The 22,624-nt window shown below is 60.9% G+C and carries 22 protein-coding genes; 14 read left to right on the top strand and 8 right to left on the bottom strand.

What is annotated here, in order from left to right; all coding sequences use genetic code 11:
- Positions 1–37 precede the first annotated feature (37 nt).
- Entirely contained in the window at positions 38–454 is a 417-nt protein-coding gene (locus tag ACYP2Q_RS04750; RefSeq protein ID WP_459729429.1) for an organic hydroperoxide resistance protein, read from the bottom strand.
- Between the two features lie 486 nt (positions 455–940).
- Positions 941–1,270: a hypothetical protein gene (locus tag ACYP2Q_RS04745; protein ID WP_459729428.1), complete on the bottom strand. Its 330-nt coding sequence runs from the start codon at positions 1,268–1,270 to the stop codon at positions 941–943.
- A 182-nt stretch (positions 1,271–1,452) separates the two neighbouring features.
- Here ACYP2Q_RS04745 and potE point away from each other — a divergent pair, with 182 nt between their 5' ends.
- The 7 genes from potE to ACYP2Q_RS04710 all read left to right on the top strand — a co-directional run bounded on the left by potE (position 1,453) and on the right by ACYP2Q_RS04710 (position 10,213).
- On the top strand, positions 1,453–2,862 hold the full coding sequence (potE, locus tag ACYP2Q_RS04740) for a putrescine-ornithine antiporter (protein WP_459729427.1): 1,410 nt from the start codon (positions 1,453–1,455) through the stop codon (positions 2,860–2,862).
- Entirely contained in the window at positions 2,859–5,144 is a 2,286-nt protein-coding gene (locus ACYP2Q_RS04735; protein ID WP_459729426.1) for an Orn/Lys/Arg family decarboxylase, read from the top strand. Before potE ends, ACYP2Q_RS04735 begins: the two co-directional genes overlap by 4 nt.
- 170 nt (positions 5,145–5,314) lie before the next feature.
- Positions 5,315–5,716, top strand: coding sequence for a hypothetical protein (locus ACYP2Q_RS04730; protein ID WP_459729425.1), 402 nt, complete (start codon positions 5,315–5,317; stop codon positions 5,714–5,716).
- Between the two features lie 177 nt (positions 5,717–5,893).
- Positions 5,894–6,172, top strand: coding sequence for a DUF3303 domain-containing protein (locus ACYP2Q_RS04725; protein WP_459729424.1), 279 nt, complete (start codon positions 5,894–5,896; stop codon positions 6,170–6,172).
- A 371-nt stretch (positions 6,173–6,543) separates the two neighbouring features.
- On the top strand, positions 6,544–8,157 hold the full coding sequence (locus ACYP2Q_RS04720; RefSeq protein WP_459729423.1) for an arylsulfatase: 1,614 nt from the start codon (positions 6,544–6,546) through the stop codon (positions 8,155–8,157).
- A 67-nt stretch (positions 8,158–8,224) separates the two neighbouring features.
- On the top strand, positions 8,225–9,493 hold the full coding sequence (locus ACYP2Q_RS04715) for an OmpP1/FadL family transporter (protein ID WP_459729422.1): 1,269 nt from the start codon (positions 8,225–8,227) through the stop codon (positions 9,491–9,493).
- A gap of 42 nt (positions 9,494–9,535) precedes the next feature.
- Entirely contained in the window at positions 9,536–10,213 is a 678-nt protein-coding gene (locus ACYP2Q_RS04710) for a DUF3313 domain-containing protein (protein WP_459729421.1), read from the top strand.
- A gap of 110 nt (positions 10,214–10,323) precedes the next feature.
- Here ACYP2Q_RS04710 and ligD read toward each other — a convergent pair whose 3' ends face one another.
- Positions 10,324–12,939 carry a DNA ligase D gene (ligD, locus tag ACYP2Q_RS04705; RefSeq protein ID WP_459729420.1) on the bottom strand — a complete coding sequence of 872 codons (2,616 nt, stop codon included), beginning with the start codon at positions 12,937–12,939 and terminating at the stop codon, positions 10,324–10,326.
- A gap of 99 nt (positions 12,940–13,038) precedes the next feature.
- Here ligD and ACYP2Q_RS04700 point away from each other — a divergent pair, with 99 nt between their 5' ends.
- The 5 genes from ACYP2Q_RS04700 to ACYP2Q_RS04680 all read left to right on the top strand — a co-directional run bounded on the left by ACYP2Q_RS04700 (position 13,039) and on the right by ACYP2Q_RS04680 (position 16,470).
- A complete protein-coding gene (locus ACYP2Q_RS04700) occupies positions 13,039–13,464 on the top strand; it encodes a potassium channel family protein (protein WP_459729419.1) in 426 nt (141 codons plus the stop codon).
- Between the two features lie 78 nt (positions 13,465–13,542).
- A complete protein-coding gene (gene pcaQ / locus ACYP2Q_RS04695; protein ID WP_459729482.1) occupies positions 13,543–14,472 on the top strand; it encodes a pca operon transcription factor PcaQ in 930 nt (309 codons plus the stop codon).
- Positions 14,473–14,592: 120 nt separating this feature from the next.
- Positions 14,593–15,312 carry a protocatechuate 3,4-dioxygenase subunit beta gene (pcaH, locus tag ACYP2Q_RS04690; RefSeq protein WP_459729418.1) on the top strand — a complete coding sequence of 240 codons (720 nt, stop codon included), beginning with the start codon at positions 14,593–14,595 and terminating at the stop codon, positions 15,310–15,312.
- Positions 15,313–15,324: 12 nt separating this feature from the next.
- Entirely contained in the window at positions 15,325–15,927 is a 603-nt protein-coding gene (gene pcaG / locus ACYP2Q_RS04685; RefSeq protein WP_459729417.1) for a protocatechuate 3,4-dioxygenase subunit alpha, read from the top strand.
- Positions 15,928–16,026: 99 nt separating this feature from the next.
- Positions 16,027–16,470, top strand: coding sequence for a cupin domain-containing protein (locus tag ACYP2Q_RS04680; protein WP_459729416.1), 444 nt, complete (start codon positions 16,027–16,029; stop codon positions 16,468–16,470).
- A 105-nt stretch (positions 16,471–16,575) separates the two neighbouring features.
- On the opposite strand, the gene ACYP2Q_RS04675 is transcribed toward ACYP2Q_RS04680, so the two are convergent.
- Complete coding sequence (locus ACYP2Q_RS04675) at positions 16,576–17,319, bottom strand: tellurite resistance TerB family protein (RefSeq protein ID WP_459729415.1); 744 nt, start codon at positions 17,317–17,319, stop codon at positions 16,576–16,578.
- Positions 17,320–17,567: 248 nt separating this feature from the next.
- On the opposite strand from ACYP2Q_RS04675, the gene pcsA reads away from it, so the two are divergent.
- Positions 17,568–18,290 (top strand): phosphatidylcholine synthase, encoded by a 723-nt coding sequence (gene pcsA, locus ACYP2Q_RS04670; protein WP_459729481.1) that lies wholly within the window; start codon positions 17,568–17,570, stop codon positions 18,288–18,290.
- 313 nt (positions 18,291–18,603) lie between these two features.
- On the opposite strand, the gene ACYP2Q_RS04665 is transcribed toward pcsA, so the two are convergent.
- Together ACYP2Q_RS04665 and ACYP2Q_RS04660 are read right to left on the bottom strand one after the other, a co-directional pair.
- On the bottom strand, positions 18,604–19,416 hold the full coding sequence (locus ACYP2Q_RS04665) for a class I SAM-dependent methyltransferase (protein WP_459729414.1): 813 nt from the start codon (positions 19,414–19,416) through the stop codon (positions 18,604–18,606).
- Positions 19,417–19,455: 39 nt separating this feature from the next.
- Positions 19,456–19,725, bottom strand: a complete 270-nt coding sequence (locus tag ACYP2Q_RS04660; protein ID WP_459729413.1) for a DUF4242 domain-containing protein — start codon at positions 19,723–19,725, stop codon at positions 19,456–19,458.
- A 177-nt stretch (positions 19,726–19,902) separates the two neighbouring features.
- Here ACYP2Q_RS04660 and ACYP2Q_RS04655 point away from each other — a divergent pair, with 177 nt between their 5' ends.
- On the top strand, positions 19,903–20,889 hold the full coding sequence (locus ACYP2Q_RS04655; protein WP_459729412.1) for an AraC family transcriptional regulator: 987 nt from the start codon (positions 19,903–19,905) through the stop codon (positions 20,887–20,889).
- Between the two features lie 15 nt (positions 20,890–20,904).
- Here ACYP2Q_RS04655 and ACYP2Q_RS04650 read toward each other — a convergent pair whose 3' ends face one another.
- Complete coding sequence (locus tag ACYP2Q_RS04650; protein ID WP_459729411.1) at positions 20,905–22,119, bottom strand: cytochrome c biogenesis protein DipZ; 1,215 nt, start codon at positions 22,117–22,119, stop codon at positions 20,905–20,907.
- Between the two features lie 157 nt (positions 22,120–22,276).
- Complete coding sequence (locus ACYP2Q_RS04645; RefSeq protein WP_459729410.1) at positions 22,277–22,540, bottom strand: DUF2790 domain-containing protein; 264 nt, start codon at positions 22,538–22,540, stop codon at positions 22,277–22,279.
- Positions 22,541–22,624 lie beyond the last annotated feature (84 nt).

Below are 22,624 nucleotides of genomic sequence, written 5' to 3'. Positions count from 1 at the left end.
GCTGCTCCCTTAACTGTCGCCAGGACCTTTTTTCAACTCAAACGAGTTTGACCGTGACGTTGATGTTGTTGCGGGTGGCTTTGGAGTACGGGCAATACTTGTGGCCGGTGTCGACGAGTTTCTGCGCGGTTTCGCGATCCAGGCCCGGCAGGCTCACATTCAGCCGCGCCTGCAGCAGGTAGCCGTTTTCGTTGGTGCCCAGGTCGACTTCGGTATCGACCGCCACGTCCTTGGGCAGCGCCACTTTCAATTCCTTGGCGGCGACGCCCATGGCGCCAATGAAACAGGCTGACCAGCCGGCGGCGAACAGTTGCTCCGGATTGGTGCCGCCGCCACCGGCGCCAGGGGACGACAGCTTGATATCGAGAATGCCGTCAGAACTGCGCGATGCGCCGTCCCGGCCGCCGGTGGTGTGGGTTTTTGCGGTGTACAGGACTTTGTCGAGCTGGGTCATGATGATCTCCTGATTGAATTGGGGTTCATGCAATGTCAGGTGAATCAGCGTTCAGGCTGGGTGCCAGGCATTCAATATAGACGGCGTTGCCCGACCCGGCGCCCGATCCGACAAAGGCCCTCCCCTGCGCCACAAACCCTGTAGGAGCTGGCTTGCCAGCGATGACGGCCTCATAACCAACCCATCTCCCACTGCCATACCCGATCTACTGTGGGAGCCGGCCTGCCGGCGATGGCGACCTGTCAGCCAACCTGTTATTTGTTGACCGAGTACATATCCATTCCTGCGGCAACGGCTACTTATGGTTTCGCTCTTACAGCGAGTCACTTGGAAGAGCCTGTAGGAGCAGCCGCGATGGGGCAAGAAAAATCAAAATCCAGCGCCAGAGCCAGAGCCAGAGCCAGATCAAAAGCAGAAACGAGGCGGCCTACTGGCCGGCCTAGTTCATGGTGCGTGTGAGTATTTCTGAACGTTCACACGTTTTAGTTACTTTCGCGCCAACTTGTACTTCACACAATCATCATAAAAACTCTGCTTCACCGCCGCCGGTTTTATCCGCGCCGGGCTGTCATAAGTTTGTTCGGTAATGCCCATTGCCATCATCCGCATCCACGGCTTGGAAAACTTGTACGCCTGGATTTTTTGCCGTGCCGCATACAGTGAAACCCCGGACAACTTGAGTTCCTGGGCTCTTGCCGCGGTGCCCGCGCCCCAACTGCACATATAAGTATCACCAGGCTTCAGTTCCCTGGCCTGGGCAGAAATTGTAAGACCCGCGACGCTGAAAGAGATCAGCACGACCCAGACATTGCGCATTTGCATTCCACCTAACCGCCTGAAAATAAAGCGATTCTGGCGACAAGCGGGGAACATGGGGGCCAGCATAATGCCTTCTATTCAATACCGTGATCTGCATCAGTAAACCAAAGTCATTTTCTTGCTACATTTCAAAACTTTGCTATAGCTAAGCTCTCTCCGCCAACTAATGAGGCAACGGAATGTCAGTCGCAAAGAAAATGACTGTGGGGCAACTGACGATGTTGACCGCTGTCAACATGTTGGGTTCGGGCATTGTGCTACTACCCTCGAAGCTCGCTGAAGTCGGGGCAATATCGATACTTTCCTGGCTGATTACAGCCACCGGTTCACTGGCATTGGCCTACGCCTTTGCGCGATGCGGGATGCTCAGTCGAAAGACCGGGGGCATGGGAGGATACGCTGAGTACACCTTCGGCAAGGCCGGTAACTACATCACCAACTACACCTATGGCCTCTCGCTGTTGATCGCCAACGTGGCGATCAGCATTACCGCGGTCGGCTATATCCAGGAGCTGTTCCACATCCAACTGGACTCACTGCAAGTGGGCCTGGCGACCATCGCGCTGCTGTGGATCACCACGTTCGCCAACTTTGGCGGTGCGCGGATCACCGGCCGGATTGGTGCAGTCACCGTCTGGGGCGTGATCGCGCCGGTGGTACTGGTGTCCACCGTGGGCTGGTTCTGGTTCGACAGCAGCGTCTATGCCGCCGGCTGGAACCCGCACAACATGGGCTGGTTCGACGCTGCCGGTGCTTCGGTGGCGATCACCTTGTGGGCCTTCCTCGGCCTGGAATCGGCGTGCGCCAACACCGACGCAGTGGAAAACCCCGAGAAAAACGTACCGATCGCGGTACTCGGCGGCACCCTCGGCGCGGCGGTGATCTACATCGTTTCCACCAACGTCATCGCCGGCATCGTCGACAACCCGGAACTGGCCGCCTCGACCGCACCCTTCGGCCTGGTCTTCGCCAAGATGTTCACCCCGCTGGTGGGCGACATCGTGATGGCGGCGATGGTGCTGGCCTGCATCGGCTCGCTGCTGGGCTGGCAGTTCACCATTGCCCAGGTCTACAAAAGCTCGGCGGACACCGGTTACTTCCTGTCGATCTTCGCCAAGTGCAACAAGGCCGGTACGCCGATCGTCGGCATGCTGGTACTGCTGGCCGCGCAAACGGCGCTGGGTTTCCTCACCATCAGTCCCGACCTGAGCAAACAGTTCGACACCCTGGTCAACCTCGCGGTGGTCACCAACCTGGTGCCGTACATCCTCTCGATGGCCGCGTTGATGACCATGCAGAAGGTCTCCAACGTGCCGGCCGGCAAGGCGCTGGCCACCAACATCATTGCCTGGGTAGCCGCGGCCTACAGCTACCTGGCGCTCTACAGTTCAGGCGAGCAGGCGCTGATGCTCGGGGGCGTGGCGACCATCTTCGGCTACACGCTCTTCGGCTTCGTCAACAACCGCCTGATTCGCCTCGAAGCGATCAACAACAGCGTGCCGACACAAACTGTCAGCGCGCAGCACCTCACTGGCCAACCGGTGCCGGTGAACAGCCTGAATAAAGCCACTCTGGAGGTTAACGCATGACGGACTATAAACATTCACTCGGGATGCTCGCACTGCTGGTCAGCAGCCCGCCGGACAAGCGCACGGTGTTTGGCCGCGCCCTGGATCAGTTGGTCAGTGACGTAGAGGGGCGTGGCGTCAGCGTGCTGGCCTCGGAAAGCCTCAGCGATGCCGCGTCGATCCTGCGTTCGGACCCGGCCGTCCAATGCGTGCTGATCAGTTGGGAAATGGACACCAGCAAAGATCACGAAGACTGCATCAAACTGCTGGTCAAACTGCGCGAACGCAACACGCGCGTGCCGGTGTTCCTGATCAGCGACCGCACCACGGCGTCGAGCATTCCGTTGCTGGTCATGCAACACGCCGACGACTTCATCTGGTTGCCCGAGGACACCAGCCGTTTCCTCAGCGGGCGTATCCTGGCGGCCATCGAGCGCTATCGCCAGGCCGCCCTGCCGCCGATGTTCGGCGCGCTGGTGAAGTTCGCCAGGTCCTACGAATATTCCTGGCACACCCCTGGCCACGCCGGTGGCACGGCGTTTCTCAAAAGCACCGCGGGCCGGGCGTTCTACGAGTTCTTCGGGGAAAACCTGCTGCGTTCCGACCTGTCGATCTCGGTCGGTGAACTGGGCTCGCTGCTCGATCACAGTGGCCCCATTGGCCAGGGCGAACGCTACGCGGCCAAGGTGTTCGGCGCCCATCGCACCTACTACGTCACCAACGGTTCGTCGATGTCCAACCGCGTGATCCTCATGGCCAGCGTCACGCGCAACCAGATCGCCCTGTGCGACCGCAATTGCCACAAGTCCGCCGAGCACGCGATGACCCTGTCGGGTGCCCTGCCGACCTACCTGGTACCGACGCGCAACCGCTACGGCATCATCGGCCCGATCCTCCCGCAAACCCTGAGCGCCGAAGGCGTGAAAGCGGCCATCGCCAACAACCCGATGGTCAAGGACGGCATTGACCCGACGCCGGTCCACGCGATCATCACCAACTCCACCTACGACGGCCTGACCTACAACGTCACCCGGGTCGAAGAACTGCTGGGCCAGAGCGTCGACCGCCTGCATTTCGACGAAGCCTGGTACGGCTACGCGCGTTTCAACCCGCTGTACCGCGACCGCCACGCCATGCACGGCAGCCCGGACGACCACGATGCGTCGAAGCCGACCGTGTTCGCCACCCAGTCGACCCACAAGTTGCTGGCGGCGCTGTCCCAGGCCTCGATGATTCACGTGCGCAACGGCCGCAACCCGATCGAACACGGACGTTTCAACGAGTCGTACATGATGCACGCCTCGACTTCGCCGAACTACGCGATCATGGCGTCTTGCGACGTCAGCTCGGCGATGATGGAAGCGCCCAGCGGGCAGATCCTCACCAGCGAATCCATCGAGGAAGCCGTGGCCTTCCGCCAGGTCATCTCGCGCATGCACCACGAGATGCTGAGCAAGGACGACTGGTTCTTCACCTGCTGGCAGCCGCCGACCGTGCAGGTGGGCAATGCCACGGTGCCGTTCCACGAAGTCGATCCGCAGCTGCTGAAAACCGAGCCGAACTGCTGGGTCCTGCACCCCAACGAGGTCTGGCACGGCTTCGGCGACATCGAGGAAGGCTACTGCATGCTGGACCCGATCAAGGTCTCGGTGCTCAGTCCCGGCATGGGCGATGACGGCAACCTGCTCCCGACCGGCATCCCGGCATGCGTGCTGACCGCGTACCTGGGACGTCAGGGCATCGTCGTCGAGAAAACCACCGACTTCACCATCCTGTTCCTGTTCTCCATCGGCATCACCAAGGGCAAATGGGGCACGCTGGTCAACGCACTGCTGGACTTCAAGCGCGACTATGACGACAACGTCGAGCTGGAGCTGTGCCTGCCGGACCTGCTGGCCGGTAACCAGACCCGTTACGCGGGCATGGGCCTCAAGGACCTGGCCGACGAGATCTTCGCCGCCATGAAGCAGCACAAGACCACCTCGGCCATGTCCCAGGCGTTCGGCACGCTGCCGCAAGCGGTGTTCAGCCCGGTGGAAGCCTACGAGAAACTGGTGCGCAACGAGATCGAACTGGTCACCCTGGACCAGGCCGCCGGGCGCATCGCCGCCACCGGTATCGTGCCGTATCCACCGGGCATTCCCTTGCTGATGCCGGGTGAAAATGCCGGGGCTGCCGACGGTCCGTTGCTGGCCTACCTCAAGGCGCTGGAAGCCTTCGACAGGTCCTTCCCGGGCTTCACCCATGACACCCACGGGATCGAAGCCGAGGCTGGGGTTTATCGGATGCTGGTACTGAAGTAACAGGCCACGCACAACCCTTTGTAGGAGCGAGCTTGCTCGCGATGGTGTGTCAGCCACATTGATGCCGACTGACACTCCATCGCGAGCAAGCTCGCTCCTACACAGGGATCGATCACCTTCAATCCAAAGCTCTGGGCAAACTCAATCACAGCGCTCTATGATTGAACCCCATGACCACCTCCGCTCCGATCCGCCAACCCTGCCCGCCCGGCGCCTGCGACTGCGGGCGTGACCCGCTGCTGGAAACACCGGGCGCGGACCTGCGCATCCTGTTCCTGACCCGCGCGGAAGAAAAACGCCTGGTCGAACGCCTGGAAAACCTGCAAAGCCTGCAGGACCTTGAGCACCTGCAACGGCGGATGTTCGAGCAGTTGGGCATCCGTGTGGACATCGTGCCCAGCTTCAATGAAGTGCGGACCATGCGCGGCATTGGCATCTACGTCGGCGAACTGCCGGGGCTGTGCCGCAAAACCCGCGCCTCGATTCCGGCCGCGATTCGTCGGGCCTTGGAAAATCGTCCGCAAATCGCCTTTGAGCTGCTCAACGCCAACGACCTGTTGCGCGATACCTGATCCCCAAAACAGGATCGGCGGTCGTACGTGAAGTGCGCGGCGCTGCTATGCCTTCTCAAGGGAGCAAGCGTTTCAGGCCAGGCAGGATGACCCTGGCAAGGCAAACGTGACCGTGGTCCCGGCGCCAACCCGGTGCGCGCAGACACACAGGTGCCAATCCCTGGAAGGAGGTGGCAGATGTTATTCATCGTCAGCTGGAAAATCAGTTCGGCCAATCGCAACAGTGCAATCGAACGCTTTCTCAAGACCGGTGGCGCACCACCGGACGGCGTCAAGATGCTCGGGCGCTGGCACGCCGTCGGTGGCGCGGCCGGTTTTGGCATTGCCGAGGCCAGCGATGCGGTACCGATCCAGCAGTGGGTACTGCAATGGAGCGACCTGATGACCATGAAGGTCCAGGCGGCACTGACTGACGAGCAGGTAGCGCCATTGCTGGCGGCCACTGCCGGCAAGTAGTGGCATCGAGGCGGCGAGGCAGTCTTGCCGCCTCGATTCGAGGAAATGAAATACGTTGCGCGGGCCATGAATGAAAAGACTTCGACGTGTGCGTGCAACTGTTGGAGAAACGCGAAAAAGATGAAGCCCTGGCGCGCCACCGCGAAGAGCTGCGCAACCGCTTTCCGATGACCACCCCGCCCCCGCGCAAACCGCACCGACGCCGCCAACTCGGGTGACGAAGACGGCCCCTGTGTAAGCGACCTGAAACACCGATTGCCAATAACTGGAAATTTCGCCATTCGAACCTACGCTCTTCGCGGGGGTTCCCAAATTCCATGGCGCTCGGGGGTTCGTCTCAGGGTACTAACGCTAGTACGCAGGAGCTCGACATGAACCGAACTACGTTAACTTCAATGTTCGCTGTACCCATACTGATGTCCGCAATCATGCTCCCCGGCATGACCCATGCCGCCGACAAGGCCCCCAACATCGTGGTGATCATGGGCGACGATATTGGCTGGTCCAATATCGGTGTCTACAACCAGGGCATGATGGCCGGCAGGACCCCCAACCTCGATCAACTTGCCGCTGAAGGCATGCGCTTTACCGACTACTACGCCGAGGCCAGCTGTACCGCAGGGCGCGCCAATTTCATTACCGGAGAGCTGCCGATCAGGACCGGTATGACCACGGTGGGCCAGGCCGGTTCTCCCGTCGGAATTCCCGCCCAGGCGGTAACCATTGCCACGGCCTTGAAATCCATGGGCTATGCCACTGGCCAGTTCGGCAAGAACCACCTGGGCGACCTGAACGAATTTCTGCCCACCGTGCACGGGTTCGACGAGTTCTTCGGCTACCTCTATCACCTCGACGCCATGGAAGACCCGGCGCACCCCAATTACCCGCAAGCGCTGTTGGCAACGGTCGGCCCGCGCAACATGGTCCACAGTTGGGCCAGCACCACCGATGACAGCACCGTCATGCCGCGCTGGGGCAAAGTCGGCAAACAGAAAATCGAAGACGCCGGCACGCTGTATCCGGAACGAATGAAAACCGTCGACGACGAAATCCGTGACAAGGCCTTCAGCTTTATCGACAAGGCCAAACAGGACAACAAACCGTTCTTCGTCTGGCTCAACCCGACCCGCATGCACATCGTCACCCACCTCTCCGACAAGTACCAGGCCATGCGCAATGCGGAAAATGGCTGGTCGGAACAAGAGGCTGGCATGGCCCAGATCGACGACATCGTCGGCGACGTCATGGCCAAGCTGAAAAAAGACGGCATGGATGACAACACCATCGTGATTTTCACCACCGATAACGGCGCGGAAAACTTCACTTGGCCGGATGGTGGACAAACACCGTTTGCCATGGGTAAAGGCACGGTCATGGAAGGAGGCTTTCGCGCGCCGGCGATTATCCGTTGGCCGGGCAAAGTACCGGCAAACCAGATCGCCAACGGCATCATGTCCGGCCTGGACTGGTTCCCGACCCTGGTCGCCGCGGCCGGCAATCCAAACATCAGCGCGCAATTGCTCCAGGGCAAGCAACTGGGCGATACCAGCTACAAAGTGCACCTGGACGGCTATGACCAGACGCCGATGATCACGGGCAAAGGTCCGTCCAATCGCCATGAGATTTTTTATTTTGGCGAAAGCACGCTGGGAGCGGTCCGCATCGATGACTACAAGTACCGCTTCATCGATCAGCCCGATGGCTGGTTGGGGGCCAAGGTCAATATCGACGTCCCCGTACTGACCAACTTGCGCCTGGACCCGTTTGAGCGTGCCGGCTGGCCGCAGCACCAGGCGGCCAATGGCTCCACCCAGTACTTCGACTGGTTCAAGTTCCAGTTCTGGCGTTTTGTGTTCGTGCAACAACAGGTGGCCAAGCTGGCCGAAACCGCCATTGAGTTTCCGCCCATGCAAAAAGGCGCGAGCTTCAACCTCGACTCGGTCAAGGCCAAGATCGAGGCGGCCCGGGCGGCCATGGGCAAGTAAGCAACCCGTTCACGGGTGGCCGCAGCTGGCCACCTCGGGGGAAAAGGACATTTGCTGAGGTAATACCATGCAGATCAAGACATCCGCCCTGCCCACTCTCACAGTGCTTGCCCTGTGCTGCCAGCAAGCCCATGCCGGCGGGATCATGCTTTACGAAATCGGCACCGATAACGCCGGCCTGGCCAACGCCGGTGCCGCGGCCCGGGCGCAAGGTCCCTCGACGATTGCCAGCAACCCGGCGGGCATGAGCTACCTGCCGGGCACGCAAATCACCGGTGGCCTGCAGGTGCTCTACGGCAACCTGGAGTTCAATCGCGACGGCGACACCAACGTGCCGGGCAGTGGCAGCGGCAACGCCCTCGATCCGATTCCCGGCGGCAGCTTCTTCATCACCCATGAGCTGGACGACCACTGGAGCATCGGCTTCGGCCAGTACGCCGACTTTGGCCTGGCGGTCAATTACGACAACGATTGGTCCGGGCGCTACTTCTCGCAGAACGCCAGCCTCGGGGGATTGTCCCTGGTGCCGAGCGTGGCTTACCGCTTCAACGAGCAATGGTCGGTGGGCGTCGGCGTCAAGGCCATGTACGGCATGCTGCAGGCCCAGACCGCCATTGACCGCTCGCCATTGGGCTTCACCGACCGCGGCGACGGCCAGTTCAAGTACAAGGACGAGGATTGGGGTTTTGGCGCGAACGTGGGGGTGATCTACGCTCCACAAACCGGCACGCGGATTGGCCTGACCTACACCAGCAAGGTCGATCTGGACTTCGAAGACGGGCTGGATATCAAGGGCAATGGGCCGGCATTGAACAGGCTCAACGGCCTGAACACCCAGCTCGATCTGACGGTGCCACAAACCGTGACCCTGAGTCTGTTCCAGCAACTGGATCGGCAGTGGGCCTTGCTCGCCTCGGTCAACTGGCAGGACTGGTCAGAGTTCGGCGAGGTCGGCGTACAGGTCGACACCACGGCTATCGACGCGCGCTCAACTACAATCGACGCCAACTACAAAGACACCTGGCAACTGGCGCTCGGCGCGCAATACCAGGCCACGCCGCAACTGCTGTGGAACGTCGGCGTGGCGTACGACAGCAGTCCCGTTTCGGACAGCGACCGCACGTTGACCGTACCAATGGCAGAATCCTGGCGCTTTGCCACGGGAGCCACCTATGCTGTGAACAAGGACACCGATGTCAACGTCAGTTGGGCCATGGTCTATCTTGGTGATATGCCGGTTGACCAGACTAAATCCCCGTCGGGCAATCGGATTTCCGGTCAGTTCGACACCGCCTGGATTTCGGCCGTGACCGGCAACATGACTTGGCGATTCTGATTTAAAAAAAAAAACGATTTCAACCAAGGAGTAAACAGCACTATGAACCTGACCCGCAAATTGCTTGTTGGCACCGCCCTGGCCGGGCTCATGCTCGGCGGTTGTACGTCCAAAGTCACCGAGAAGGAGCAGTACTCCGGCTACCTGTCCACCTACAACAACCTGCAGGAAGTCGAGACGCCTAGCGGCGGTACAGCGATGCGCTGGGTGAGCCCGTCATTCAACCCGAATGCCTATGACACCGTGGCATTCACCCGCCTGGAAATGTACCCGGCGCCCAAGCCCAATGAGCGGGTAAACCAGCAGACGCTGACCGAAATCCAGAACTACATGACCAACAAGGCCAAGACCACGCTGGGCCAGAAGTACCGGGTCGTTTCCAGCCCGGCCGCCGCGCCGGCCGGCGCGAAAACCCTGGTCATGCGTGCGGCGATCACCGGGGTCAGTGCCTCGCCTGAAGGCATGCACTGGTATGAAGTGGTGCCAATCGCAGCGGTGGTGGGCGGTGTGTCCGCAGCGACCGGTATCCGCGATGAAAACACCGAACTGTATATCGAGGCCGAGTTCATCGACGCCAAGAACAATCAGTCCGTAGGCCGGGTCGTGCGCAAGGTCTTTGGCACCACGCTGGAAAACGACAAACAGAAAATCACCTCCCAGGACTTCAAGACGGCGATCGACAAACTGGGTAGCGACTTCCAGGCGTTCATCAACAAATAATACGATTGTGTTGTAGGAGCCAGGCTTGCCGGCGAACAAGACACCTCGGTGCAACTGTTGCACCGCGTTAACGTTCTTCGCCGGCAAGCCGGCTCCTACAGGACCTGGTGTCAGGTTTTTTTCATTCCCACGCGCCTGCGCATCTCGGCAGTAATCGTCTGCCGGGTTTTCTTCATGTCTGCCCAAGGCTCATCGCCCACTTCGGCCAGGCGTTCATGCACGTTGTGAATGTTCCACTGGTTGCCGCCCTTGAGCTCTTCCACCTCTTCACGAAAAATCGGCACCGACACCGGCAGCCCTTCGCGAGTACGCGCGGCGTAGGCACAAATGGTGGTCGCGCCCAAGCCGTTGCGCAGGTAATCGATGAAGATCCGCCCTACCCGGTTCTTCGGCCCCGATACCGCGGAAAAACGCTCCGGCAGCATCTTGGCCATGTGGCTGACAATGGCATGACTGAACTCCTTGACCTCGTCCCAGCCGAGCTTGCGGGTCAGCGGCACCACCAGGTGAATGCCCTTGCCGCCGCTGGTCTTGAGGAAGGCCCTGAGCCCCAGTTCATCGAGCACCGTCAGGGTCAATTGGGTAGCCTCGACCATGCGTTTCCATGGCAGCGCCGGGTCCGGGTCGAGGTCGAGGATGAAGCGGTCGGGTTTGTCGAGGTGGTCCGAGGTGGCGTTCCAGGTGTGCAGCTCGACAGTGCTCATCTGCACGGCGCCGATCAAGGCTTCGGCATTGTTGATCACCATCATCGGTTGGCCCGTAAGTTCCTGGTCAAGGGTGGTGATGCCGGGGATCGCCAGGCGCTCGGCGTTTTTCTGGAAAAACAGCTCGCCGGCGATGCCGTCCGGTGCTCGTACCAGCGCTACGGGACGGTCCTTGAGCTGCGGCAGAATCCACTGCGCGACGCTGGCGTAATACTCCGCCAGTTGCACTTTGGTTGCACCACTGCTGGCGTCGATGACCCGGTCCGGGTGAGTGATGCGCACCTTGCCCTGGTCAAGGCCGATCTGCGACGGCGCAGGTTCGGGTTTCTTTTTCGCGGCGGATGCCTTGGCGGGGGAAGGCTTGGCGGCGGCGGTTTTTTTCCCAGGGGCAGATTTCACGGCAGTCGCACGCTCCTCAGTGATGTCTTTGGCAGGTTTATCGTCACGCAGGCCATGGAACACCGCATGACGCACCGAACCGTCCTTGGTCATTTCGGCAAAGGCCACTTCCGCCAGCAGGCTGGGTTTGAGCCAGTGCACGGCCTTGAACTCGGCACCGCTCGGCGGGTTGACCACGGCGGGTTTTTTCGTCTTCAGGGGTTTGAGTTGTTGATGGATGCTATTGAGAGTCGCCTCGGTAAACCCGGTGCCGACCTTGCCCGCATAACGCAACTCACCGCTGTCCCGGTCATGCAGCCCCAGGAGCAACGCACCGAAAGCGCTGCGCGAACCCTTGGGGTCAGTGAAGCCGACGATGACGAATTCCTGTCGATGCTTGCACTTGAGTTTGACCCAGTCACTGCTGCGCCTTGATACATAGGGTGAACCGAGGCGTTTGCCGATCAGGCCTTCCATTTGCATCTGGCAGGCGCTGTTGAGCAAGGCCTCCGGGTCTTCACCGAAGGCGTCGGAGAAGCGCAGCAACGGGTCCTTGCTGGTCTTGAGCACAGTCGCCAGCGCAGCCCTGCGCTCCTCGACGGGCACCTCGCGCAGGTCAACGCCATTGAGGTAGGGCATATCGAACAGGTAGTAGAGAATATTGCCGCTGCGCCCGGCCTCAAAGGCGTTTTGCAAGGCCTGGAAGTCCGGCACGCCCTGCTCGTCGGCCACCACCATCTCGCCGTCGAGCCAAGCTGACTCCAGGCCCAGGCCGACCAGCGCCTTGGCCTGGCCTGGCAGCTTGTGGGTCCAGTCGTGGCCGTTGCGGGTGAAGAGTTTGACATCGTCGTGGTCGATACGCGCCATGATCCGGTAGCCGTCGAACTTGACCTCATAACTCCACTGACCGCCCGGGGCCTTTTCCACCAGCGTCGCCAGTTCCGGTTTGATCTGGTCCGGCAATTTGGCCTTGTGCGCGCCGGTCAGTGGTGCGGACTCTTCCTTGCGTGGCGCTTTACGCTTTGGTGCAGCGGGCTGCTTGACGGCCTTGGGATTAGACGACTTGGCTGATTTGGTTATGAGGGTCCGCTCGCTGAGCACGCTGTCGGGCTCGGCGGCCACCACGTCGTAATCACTTTCCGGCCGGGCGGCACCGTCCTGATGCTTGATCAGGAACCACTGCTCCTGCTTGCCCGGCATATGCGTGCGCACCAGGTTCCACAATCCTGCGAGCTTCTCGCCCTGCAGTTCGAACTTGAGCCGGCCCTTGGCGTAGGCCTTGGCCGGATCCTCCTGGGGAATCCACACGCCTCGGTCCCAGACGATGACATCGCCGGCACCGTAATGGCCTTCGGGGATGCTGCCTTCAAAGGTGGCGTAATCCAGCGGATGGTCTTCGACATGCACCGCCAGGCGCTTGACCTTGGGGTCCAGGGACGGTCCCTTGGGCACTGCCCAGCTTTTGAGCGTACCTTCGAGTTCCAGGCGGAAGTCGTAATGCAGCCGGGTTGCATCGTGCTTCTGGATGCAGAACAGCAGCGCATGGGCCTTGCCCTTTCGACCGCTAGACCTGGACACACCGGAAGGCTCGGGACTTTTGTCGAAGTCCCGCATGTCGTTGTATTTATCGAGCGGCTTGTCCATGGCGCCTCCGCCGGGTTCATGACTTGAGTCAAACCGTTATTGTCATGAGACCCCGGGTGTGTGCGCGAAGGTTCAGTCCTTTTTCGCAGGAGATTTGCCATGCTGGCAGTCACGCTGATCAATACGCTGGTGGTCATCATCGCCGTGGTGATCCACTACGAATGTCTGTTACGCATGAATGACTGGCTGCCACGGCTCAAGTTGTGGAGCCGCTTCAGGATAGTGGTCGGGGTATTCGGCGCCCTCCTGGCCCACGCGATAGAAGTCTGGTGCTTTGCCCTGGTCTATTACCTGATGGTGCATTCCGGGAAATGGGGCAGCCTGACAGGCAATTTCGACGGTTCGCTGATGGACTGCGTGTACTTCTCTTTCACGACGTACACGACGATAGGTTTTGGCGATATTTCGCCGGTGGGCAACCTCAAGTACCTGACCGGTCTGCAAGCCCTCACGGGGCTGGTGCTCATCACATGGACCGCGTCCTTCCTGTTCCTGGAAATGCAGAAGTACTGGAAGGGTAAGTAAAATCCAGGACGCCGCTCTCTTCCATTCATCGGTGATACCGATAGCATGGAAGCCAAACCACCCAGGCAGAACAGCAGATTGAACATCGATACCCGCATCAAATTCCGTCATCTGTTGTGTTTTCTCGAGGTGGCGCGCCAGGGCAGCCTGGCGCGTGCCTGCGACAAGTTGGCAATCAGCCAGCCGGCGCTTTCCAAGACCCTCAAGGAGCTGGAAACCCTGCTGGATGCCACGCTGTTTGAACGGAGTAAAAAGGGCTCGACACTGACCGAGGCCGGCATGGCCTTCCTGCGATACGCCGGGCCGAGCGTGCAATCGTTGCGCGACGGGGTGAACAGTTTGCGCTCCGGGGTGCATGAGCCCATCAGCGTGCAGCTCGGTGTGCTGTCCACCGTCGAAAGCCTGTTGGTCCCTGAAGTGGTCTGCCGTCTGCACGCCCGCCACCCGGCGTTGGTGGTCAGTGTCGTGACGGGGCCAAGTGCCTACCTGTTGTCCCGACTGCGTGTCGGTGAGCTGGACCTGGTGGTGGGCCGGATGACCGATAGCCCATTGATTCTCGGGCTGGCGTTCGAACACCTCTACAGCGAATCCATGACCCTGGTGGTGCGAAGCGGCCATCCGGTGCTCGCTGATCCGCAGGGGCAGAAAAACCTCGAAGACTATCCGCTGGTGTTGCCGTCGGCCGGAACGACGATCCGCAAATTCGCCGACAGCCTGTTTGTGCAACACGGGATAACTCCCTCACGCCAACGCCTGGAAACCCTGTCTGTCGCCTTGAGTCGACGCTATGTACAAAGCAGCCAGGCTATCTGGGTCGCGCCTTTCGACGCTGTCAGACAGGACTTGAGGCAAGGTGAATTGGTGGAGCTGGATCTGGGAATGCGTGAGCCTGGGGGCTCCGTGGGGCTCTGCACAAATCCCGCGTTGGCGCTGACACCCGCGGCGCAGTGGTGCGTGGAGGCACTGCGCGAGGTAGGCCAGGAATATCGCGAAGGCAAATATCCATAACCATCTGGATATGGATAAGGTCGGTTTTTTCAATTTTGCGCTGGGTCGTACAAGGGGAAACTGGGATCGCTGCCAACGCAGCACCTGCCTCTGTCCACCCATAACAATAGGAAAAACGACATGTCTGATGCGCACGACAGCCGCTTCGTCATTCGTGACCGTAATTGGCATCCCAAAGCCCTGACGCCTGACTACAAGACTTCCATCCTGCGCTCCCCGCGCCAGGCACTGGTGAGCATCCCGCAATCTGTATCCGAAACCAGCGGCCCGGATTTTTCCCATTTGCAGATGGGCCGTCACGATAACGACCTGCTGTTGAATTTCAACCACGGCGGCCTGCCCGTTGGCGAACGCATCATCGTCGCGGGCCGGGTGTGCGATCAGTACGGCAAGCCGATTCCCCATACCCTGGTCGAAATGTGGCAGGCAAATGCCGGTGGCCGATACCGGCATAAGAAAGACAGCTATCTGGCCCCGCTTGACCCGAATTTCGGCGGCGTTGGCCGTGCGTTGACCGACCGCGATGGCAACTACAGTTTCCGCACCGTCAAACCCGGCCCCTACCCTTGGCGCAACGGCCCCAACGATTGGCGCCCCGCGCACATCCACGTTTCCATCAGTGGCCCGTCCATTGCCACGCGCCTGGTTACCCAGCTGTATTTCGAAGGTGATCCGCTCATCCCCATGTGCCCGATCGTCAAATCGATCGCCAATCAGGAGGCGGTGCAGAGTCTGGTCGCCAGGCTGGATATGAGCATGGCCAATCCCATGGATTGCCTGGCTTATCGCTTTGATATCGTCCTGCGCGGCCAGCGCAAGACCCACTTCGAAAACTGCTGAGGAGGCCTGCGCATGCCCGTTCAACTTCTGCCTGAAACCCCGTCGCAAACCGCCGGCCCCTATGTCCATATCGGCCTCGCGCTGGAAGCGGCCGGCAACGCGCCGCGTGAGCAGGAAATCTGCAACGAAATGGCCAAACCCGGCGCACCCGGTGAGCACATTTTACTGCTGGGCCACGTGTATGACGGCAATGGTCACTTGATTCGTGACGCGTTCCTGGAGTGCTGGCAGGCCAATCACGAAGGCGTCTACGACAGCGCTTTCGACCTGGGAAAACCGTTCAATTGTTTTGGCCGTACCGCGACGACCGATGTCGGTGAATGGACGGTGAAAACCGTGAAGCCCGGCGTGGTGAAAAACGCCTCAGGCGTACCCATGGCCCCCCATATCAACGTGTCCCTGTTTGCCCGGGGCATCAACATCCACCTGCAGACGCGGGTTTATTTCGACGACGAACCCCAGGCGAATGCGGCAGATCCGGTATTGAACCTGATCGAACAACCCCATCGCCGCGAAACCCTGGTGGCCAGCCGTTGCACGGTTGATGGCAAGCTGGCCTACCGCTTCGATATTCACGTTCAAGGCGAAGCGGAAACCGTGTTCTTCGACTTCTGACGCAAAAGTTGCTCGGACAGACGGTCCCGTGCCGCGGCTGTCGGCAGGCGTTCAAGCGCCTACAATCGGCGGGTGCAGCCTCACCTGCGGAGAGCAATCATGCGCACGGTTCACGTCCTGCAAGCCCCACCGGCACCGGTCAATGTCGTTGGCGAAACGATCACTGTCCTGGCCGGCGGCGATCTGAGCAAACCCTTTGAAATGCACATCCAGGAAGGCGTGCAAGGTGGCGGCCCGCCCCCGCACTTTCACCCGTGGGACGAGGCGTTCTACGTGGTGGAGGGTCAGGTCGAGGTGACCGTCGAAGGCAAATCCGACGTCGTCTCGGCCGGCGGCTACGTGCATATTCCGGCCGGGTCGATCCATGCCTACAAGAACGTCAGTCCCACTGCAAAGATGATTGGCGTGGTGTCCGATCCCCGGGGCGGGCAGTTTTTTACCGCGATGGATCAGTTCAAGGTACCCGAGGACCTGCCGCGGATATTCGAGGTGGCCGAGCGCTTTGGCGTGACGTTCCTGGTGCCCGAACCGCCGAACGCTTGATCGTCATCCCTATAGGAGCTGCCGCAGGCTGCGATCTCTTGACCTTGGTTTTTCAAGATCAAAAGATCGCAGCCTGCGGCAGCGCCTGCAAGGGTATGCGTTTCGTCAGGCGGTGCCGTGGGCCTGCTGTTCCAGATGCACCTGCAGGTCCGGCTCTATGCCCAGCGCCGCCGCCAGTTCATCCAGGTAATTACGCTCGGCATCCTGCTGATCATCCACCAGCATCACGCTGGCCAGGTACATCTCGGCGGCCATACCGGGGTCGGTTGCCGACTGTGCCACCTTGGCAGGGTCAAGCGGCTTGGCGACTTCCTCATCAAGCCATTGCTGAAGCTCCGGGTCGTCGGTGTGACGGCCGATTTCCTTGCCGATCATCTGCTTCTCGGCATCGTCGATCCGGCCATCGGCCTTGGCCGCCGCTATCAATGCGCGCAGGATCGCATGGCTGTGTTCCTCGACTTCCGGCCCGGCCAGCATGTCCACCGTACGCATCGCCTGTTGCGGCGCCTGTTGTTGCTGCGCGGCCTGGCTGCGTTGCCAGGCTTGATAAGCCTGGAAGGCCATCATCCCCAGCGAGGCCAGCGCTGCATAATTGGTACCACCGCCGGAGCGCGATTGCGGCGCACCGCCCATTGGCGAACCGCCGCCCAGCAAGCCGCCGAGCAATCCGCCCAGGCCACCCATGCCGCCCGCCCCGGCATTGCTGGCGCCGCCACCGCCCAACAGTCCACCGAGCAGTCCGCCCAGGTCACCCATGCCGCCTTGAGCCGACGCACCACCGCCGCCCTGTTGCGCCATCGAGCCCTGGCCGGCCCGCAGTAATTGTTCGAGCAGATCGCTGGTGTTCATGACGACGTCCTCATCGAAGGGAGTAATCCATTCAGACAACGATAGCCCTCGCGGGTAAATGTGCTACCACCGTCTGGCTGACACCGCACCGATTTATCCGCAGTATTTTTTTGCGGCGCAGCTAAGATTCATAGGTGGTGAACCTTATTCCCGGATACCCGGTCGATACCTGCAACCCTACCCGGTTTGCCGCCGCCCGCCAGATGAGGGCGATGACTGGCTTGCTGCACTTTCTGGAGAGCGCCCCCGTGATATCGACCCTACACATCGCCAGGCTCAAAGCCTGGGGTGCCCATGGTTTTACCGCCACCGGCGTGGTCACCGCCTTCCTGGCGACCCTCGCCCTGCTCGACAACCAGCCGACCAATTGCCTGCTGTGGCTGGGCGTGGCCCTGATCGTCGATGGCCTGGACGGCGCACTGGCACGCAAGGTCAATGTGCAGACGGTACTGCCGAGTTTCGACGGTTCGATTCTCGACCTGGTGATCGACTACCTGACCTATGTGTTCATCCCGGCACTGTTCATCTATCGCTACATCCCGCTGCCGGACTACACGCTGCTGTTGACCGTGTCGCTTATCCTGGTGTCGTCGCTGTTCTGCTTCTGCAACGTCAACATGAAAAGCAAGGACAACTATTTCCAGGGCTTCCCCGCCGCGTGGAACGTGGTTGCCCTGTGCCTGTACATCATCGCGCCGTCCCCCTGGATCACTTTCCTGACGGTGATCGGCCTGGCGCTGTTGACGCTGACCCGGATGAAATTCCTGCATCCGTTCCGGGTGCGCCGCTTCATGCCGATCAACATTGCCGTGACGGCGATCTGGCTGCTGTGCAGCCTGTCACTGGTGCTCAACCACCCGGTGATCAATCCCCTGGTCATGGGGCTTTGGCTGTTGATGTCGGCGTACTTTCTGGGGATCTGCTTCTGGCGCACGGCGCTTGAGTGGTTCGACGAATCGCGGCTCAAATAAAGCGCCATGCCTATCCCTATCGTGCGGCTCGGCTCCCCGCGCAAACCGGGGCGGAGGTTGTCCACGCAGCTCACGGCCGTACCCTATTTACTGTAGGAGCTGGCTTGCCAGCGAAGGCGTCCTGCCAGACGCCCCATCTACTGCGGCCGTACCCGATCTACTGTGGGAGCGAGCCTGCTCGCGATGGAGATCAACGATGACGCGGGCCCCCTGATACACCGCGGTGCTCTCAGGTTTTTCGCGAGCAATCGAGCGTCGACCGGCTGCTCATACAGGGGGCCCGCCGCCATCGGCCATCCGTGGCCGAGAGGGCTCAACGCCTCGTAATCACCACCTCAAGGTATTCACTGGGCACCACCATCGACTTTTCGCCCGCCCTATTAAGCCGGTTGAGCAGTTCGGTCAGGTCGTCTTCCAGGGCCTTGGCGCCATCGGGGGGCAGTGCCGCGAAGGCCTTGTGGATCGGGCCGTACCAGCTGCGGAAGGTGTCGATGAAATGCTCGGCCGAGCGATAGCGGAAGTTGAAGGTCCGGCGAGTGACCTGCAGCAGGAAGTCGCGCTCGTCGAAGTGCGTGTGCAGCCAGGCTTCAGTGCCCCACAACGACGGCGGTTGCGCGCCGGGGGGTGGCGGCATGTGCTGCCCCAGGGTCTTGAATATCTGGCCGACGAAACCTTCCGGCGTCCAGTTGGCCAAGCCGATCCGCCCGCCCGGGCGACACACCCGCGCCAGCTCCGAAGCGGCCTTGGCCTGATCGGGGGCAAACATCACGCCGAAGGTTGAAAGCACGGCGTCGAAACTGCCATCGGCGAATGGCAGCGCCTCGGCGTCAGCCACCTGGAAGGTCACGTTCAGGCGCTCCGCCCGGGCGCGGTCTTCGCCGCGTTCGAGCAGTGCGGCGACGTAGTCGGTGGACATCACCCGGCAACCGCGACGCGCGGCGGCCAGGGTCGCGTTGCCGTTGCCGGCGGCGACATCCAGCACCTGCTCATCGCACAGCAGGTCGCAGGCCTCGGCCAGTTGCTCGCCGACGATCTGCAACGTGGTGCCGATCACGGCGTAGTCGCCACTGGCCCAGGCGGCCATTTGGCGGGTTTTCAAGGCAGCAAGATCAATAGGTGTACTCATGGAGACAATCTCTGGTTTGGAACAGGATCGGGCGCACGCTCACTCAGCCGTGGTCGGATCGATGATGTTCATGACCTGGGAAATGCGATTGGCCGGGAAGCCGCCCTGCCTGGCATGCTCCCTGATGAGCTCCTCGTTTGGCGCGATGTACACGCAATACAGTTTGTCGCCCGTGACATAACTCTGCAGCCATTGCACTTCTGGCAAATCGCGCAACACCTTGCAGGACTTTTGCGAGACGGCTTTCAAATCCCTTTCCGACAGTGCTCCGGCGCCTGGAATCTCGCGTTCAATGACGAACTTGGGCATGGCAACCTCACTTTATTGTTATTGATGACAGGGCCCGGTGGCCCTGTGTGCGAACTATCTCTCCGCCGCTCACTGACGTCCTGTCCGATCGTCGGCCAACCTTGCCCGATCGTCCGGAGAATTCACGTTATGCCGTGACGCGTTCACAATCAGGAACCCCCGCACGGAAATACACCCATGGACGCCCTGTCACAGACCCTGCGCGTCGTCCGCCTGGTCGGCGCGATTTTCATCAACGCCAGGTTCACCGCGCCTTGGTGTTATCAGTCACCAAGCGCAGACACCGCGGCGCCGTTCCTGGAACCTGGCGCGGAACGGGTGGTGATCTTTCACTTGATCACCGAGGGTGAGTGCTACGTCGAACTGGGCGATGATCCGCCGTTGCTGCTCAACCCCGGCGACGTGGTGATCTTCCCCCAGGGACACGCCCATCGCATGAGTTCGCGACCCGGGTTGCCCCCCGCCAGCGGTGCGCGGCTCGATGAGGTGCTGGCGCGGCGCCCGCGGCAGTTGAGTCATGGCGGTGGCGGCGCGGTGACGCGCCTGGTGTGCGGTTACCTGGCCTGCGACACGCGGTTGGCCGGCATGTTGCTGGCTGGGCTGCCGCCCGTGGTCAGGGTCAATGTGCGTGGCTCGAACGCCGGCATCTGGCTGGAGTCTTCGGTGCGTTATGCCCTGGCCGAAGCGCGCTCGCCAAGGCCTGGGGGCGAAGGCGTGCTGGCGAAACTGGCCGAGGTGCTGTTCATCGAAGTGCTGCGCCTGTACATGCACGAACTCGGCGAGGGTCGGACCGGTTGGCTGGCCGGGGTGAACGACCGGATCGTCGGTGCGGCCCTCAACGCCTTGCACAAGAAGCCCTGCCATGCCTGGACCCTGGATGAACTGGCGCGCACGGCTGGCACCTCGAGATCAGTCCTCGCGGAACGCTTTGCGCAACTGGTGGGGGTTACGCCGATGCAGTACCTGACGCAATGGCGCATGTTGCTGGCGGCCAACCTGTTACGCAGCAGTAACAGTTCGTTGATACGCATCGCCGAAGAAGTGGGTTACCAGACCGACACGGCGTTCAGCCGGGCCTTTCGCCGTGAGTACGGGGCGCCGCCAGCGGCGTGGCGGCGCAGCCAGGAGAAACGAACAATGGCCCACGGTGAGGTGAGCCATTGATGCGGTCTATTGCTTTCAAGCCGCTGGAGCAGCGGCCTTCGCCTCTTCCAGCAATTGTTGAATCACCTTCTCCTGGGTCTCATAGCTACCCTCGCCAAAGTGCGTGTACCGCACCTGCCCCTTGGCATCGATCAGGTAGTGAGCCGGCCAGTACTGGTTGTCGAAGTTGCGCCAGATCGCGTAGTCGTTGTCGATCGCCACCGGGTAGGTGATGCCGTATTCCTTCACCTTGTCCCTGACGTTGTCGATGATGCGCTCGAACCCGTACTCGGGGGTGTGCACGCCGATCACCACCAGGCCGTCCTTCTCGTACTTCTTCGCCCAGTCCTTGACGTACGGCAGGGTGTGCTTGCAGTTGATGCAGTCGAAGGTCCAGAAGTCCACCAGCACCACTTTGCCTTTGAGCGACTCGTTGGTCAGCGCTGGTGAGTTGAGCCACTGCACCGCACCGCTCAGTGACGGCATGGCGCCCTGGGCGTTGTCCATGGACTCGGCCTTGACCTTGCTGACGAAGTAGTCGACGACTTTCGGCACGGTTTCCAGCAAGCCTTTCTCGACGCTGCTGACACCCTCGGACGAGGTGTTGGCCAGCAGCACATCGTTGGCTCCGGTGGCAATCACCGCCGCACCGGCCAACACCGCGACACCGGCACCCCGACGCAGCCAGCCAGTGACCGGGATCGACGGTTTCAGGCGATTGACCAGGCCACGACCGGCGAAGATCAGGGTGCCCAGGGACAATGCGCTACCCAGGCCGTAGGCCACCAGCAACAGGCTGGTCCCGGCGTTCGCGCCCTGGAGCATGGCGCTGGTGAGAATCACCCCGAGGATCGGCCCGGCACACGGTGCCCACAGCAACCCCGTAGCGACGCCGATCATCACCGAACTCAGCGGACCGGACATCTTGCGGCTGTTGGGGTCGATCCGATTACCCAGGGCAACGAACGGACGCGCCAACCAGTCGCCGACCCGCGCGGAAATCAGCGACAGGGCGAACAGCACCATCACGATCAGGGCCACATGGCGCCCGGTGTTGCTGGCTTCGATTACCCATTCACTGCTGACCACGGCCAGGCTGGAGATCAGGGCAAACGTCAGGACCATGCCGCCGAGGGTCAACATGATCGAGGAGCGCGTACGGTCGGCACCGGCGAACAGGAACGGCACGACCGGGAGGATGCAGGGGCTGAGGACGGTCAATATGCCGCCCAGGAAAGCGATGAGTAACATGGGGATCACCTTGGAAAATTTCGGGTGGCATTTATTGCCCCCTGTAGGAGCTGGCTTGCCAGCGATAGCGGTCAACAGGTCACACCCATGGTGAATGTGCCTCCGTCATCGCTGGCAAGCCAGCTCCTGCAGGGGATCGGCGTCGTGATTACCGGACTCAGTTGTCCGAGTTGCAGTTGTCAGCCAATTTGCGGTAGTCCAGGACCTGGGTCTTGCTCTGGGAATCCAGGTAGGTCAGCTGCGCATTGACCACGCCGCAGGAAGGCGAGGCATCCTGTTTCAGCGACACTACTTGCTTGATATCCAGGTGCGTGCCGTAGCTGTAGCTCATCGGGGTAACATCAGCTTCGGCACGGGCCGACAAGGTGCAGATGTTCAGGGCGGCAAACAGGCAAGCGGCGTAGATGGCTTTGGTGTTCATGGTGGTTTCCTCAAGGTTCGACACGTAGATCGTTGGTTGGGTAGAGGCGGTCTGGTTTGCCTCGTTGGAACCTATTAAAAGCCC

Source organism: Pseudomonas sp. MHK4 (genome assembly GCF_054600775.1).
This window is presented reverse-complemented; position numbering and strand designations above follow the sequence as displayed.

Excerpts from the sequence above, each read along its gene's own strand:
- ACYP2Q_RS04750 (WP_459729429.1), bottom strand. The coding sequence starts at position 454 with ATGACCCAGCTCGACAAAGTCCTGTACACCGCAAAAACCCACACCACC.
- ACYP2Q_RS04745 (WP_459729428.1), bottom strand. The coding sequence starts at position 1,270 with ATGCGCAATGTCTGGGTCGTGCTGATCTCTTTCAGCGTCGCGGGTCTT.
- potE (WP_459729427.1), top strand. The coding sequence starts at position 1,453 with ATGTCAGTCGCAAAGAAAATGACTGTGGGGCAACTGACGATGTTGACC.
- ACYP2Q_RS04735 (WP_459729426.1), top strand. The coding sequence starts at position 2,859 with ATGACGGACTATAAACATTCACTCGGGATGCTCGCACTGCTGGTCAGC.
- ACYP2Q_RS04730 (WP_459729425.1), top strand. The coding sequence starts at position 5,315 with ATGACCACCTCCGCTCCGATCCGCCAACCCTGCCCGCCCGGCGCCTGC.
- ACYP2Q_RS04725 (WP_459729424.1), top strand. The coding sequence starts at position 5,894 with ATGTTATTCATCGTCAGCTGGAAAATCAGTTCGGCCAATCGCAACAGT.
- ACYP2Q_RS04720 (WP_459729423.1), top strand. The coding sequence starts at position 6,544 with ATGAACCGAACTACGTTAACTTCAATGTTCGCTGTACCCATACTGATG.
- ACYP2Q_RS04715 (WP_459729422.1), top strand. The coding sequence starts at position 8,225 with ATGCAGATCAAGACATCCGCCCTGCCCACTCTCACAGTGCTTGCCCTG.
- ACYP2Q_RS04710 (WP_459729421.1), top strand. The coding sequence starts at position 9,536 with ATGAACCTGACCCGCAAATTGCTTGTTGGCACCGCCCTGGCCGGGCTC.
- ligD (WP_459729420.1), bottom strand. The coding sequence starts at position 12,939 with ATGGACAAGCCGCTCGATAAATACAACGACATGCGGGACTTCGACAAA.
- ACYP2Q_RS04700 (WP_459729419.1), top strand. The coding sequence starts at position 13,039 with ATGCTGGCAGTCACGCTGATCAATACGCTGGTGGTCATCATCGCCGTG.
- pcaH (WP_459729418.1), top strand. The coding sequence starts at position 14,593 with ATGTCTGATGCGCACGACAGCCGCTTCGTCATTCGTGACCGTAATTGG.
- pcaG (WP_459729417.1), top strand. The coding sequence starts at position 15,325 with ATGCCCGTTCAACTTCTGCCTGAAACCCCGTCGCAAACCGCCGGCCCC.
- ACYP2Q_RS04680 (WP_459729416.1), top strand. The coding sequence starts at position 16,027 with ATGCGCACGGTTCACGTCCTGCAAGCCCCACCGGCACCGGTCAATGTC.
- ACYP2Q_RS04675 (WP_459729415.1), bottom strand. The coding sequence starts at position 17,319 with ATGAACACCAGCGATCTGCTCGAACAATTACTGCGGGCCGGCCAGGGC.
- ACYP2Q_RS04665 (WP_459729414.1), bottom strand. The coding sequence starts at position 19,416 with ATGAGTACACCTATTGATCTTGCTGCCTTGAAAACCCGCCAAATGGCC.
- ACYP2Q_RS04660 (WP_459729413.1), bottom strand. The coding sequence starts at position 19,725 with ATGCCCAAGTTCGTCATTGAACGCGAGATTCCAGGCGCCGGAGCACTG.
- ACYP2Q_RS04655 (WP_459729412.1), top strand. The coding sequence starts at position 19,903 with ATGGACGCCCTGTCACAGACCCTGCGCGTCGTCCGCCTGGTCGGCGCG.
- ACYP2Q_RS04650 (WP_459729411.1), bottom strand. The coding sequence starts at position 22,119 with ATGTTACTCATCGCTTTCCTGGGCGGCATATTGACCGTCCTCAGCCCC.
- ACYP2Q_RS04645 (WP_459729410.1), bottom strand. The coding sequence starts at position 22,540 with ATGAACACCAAAGCCATCTACGCCGCTTGCCTGTTTGCCGCCCTGAAC.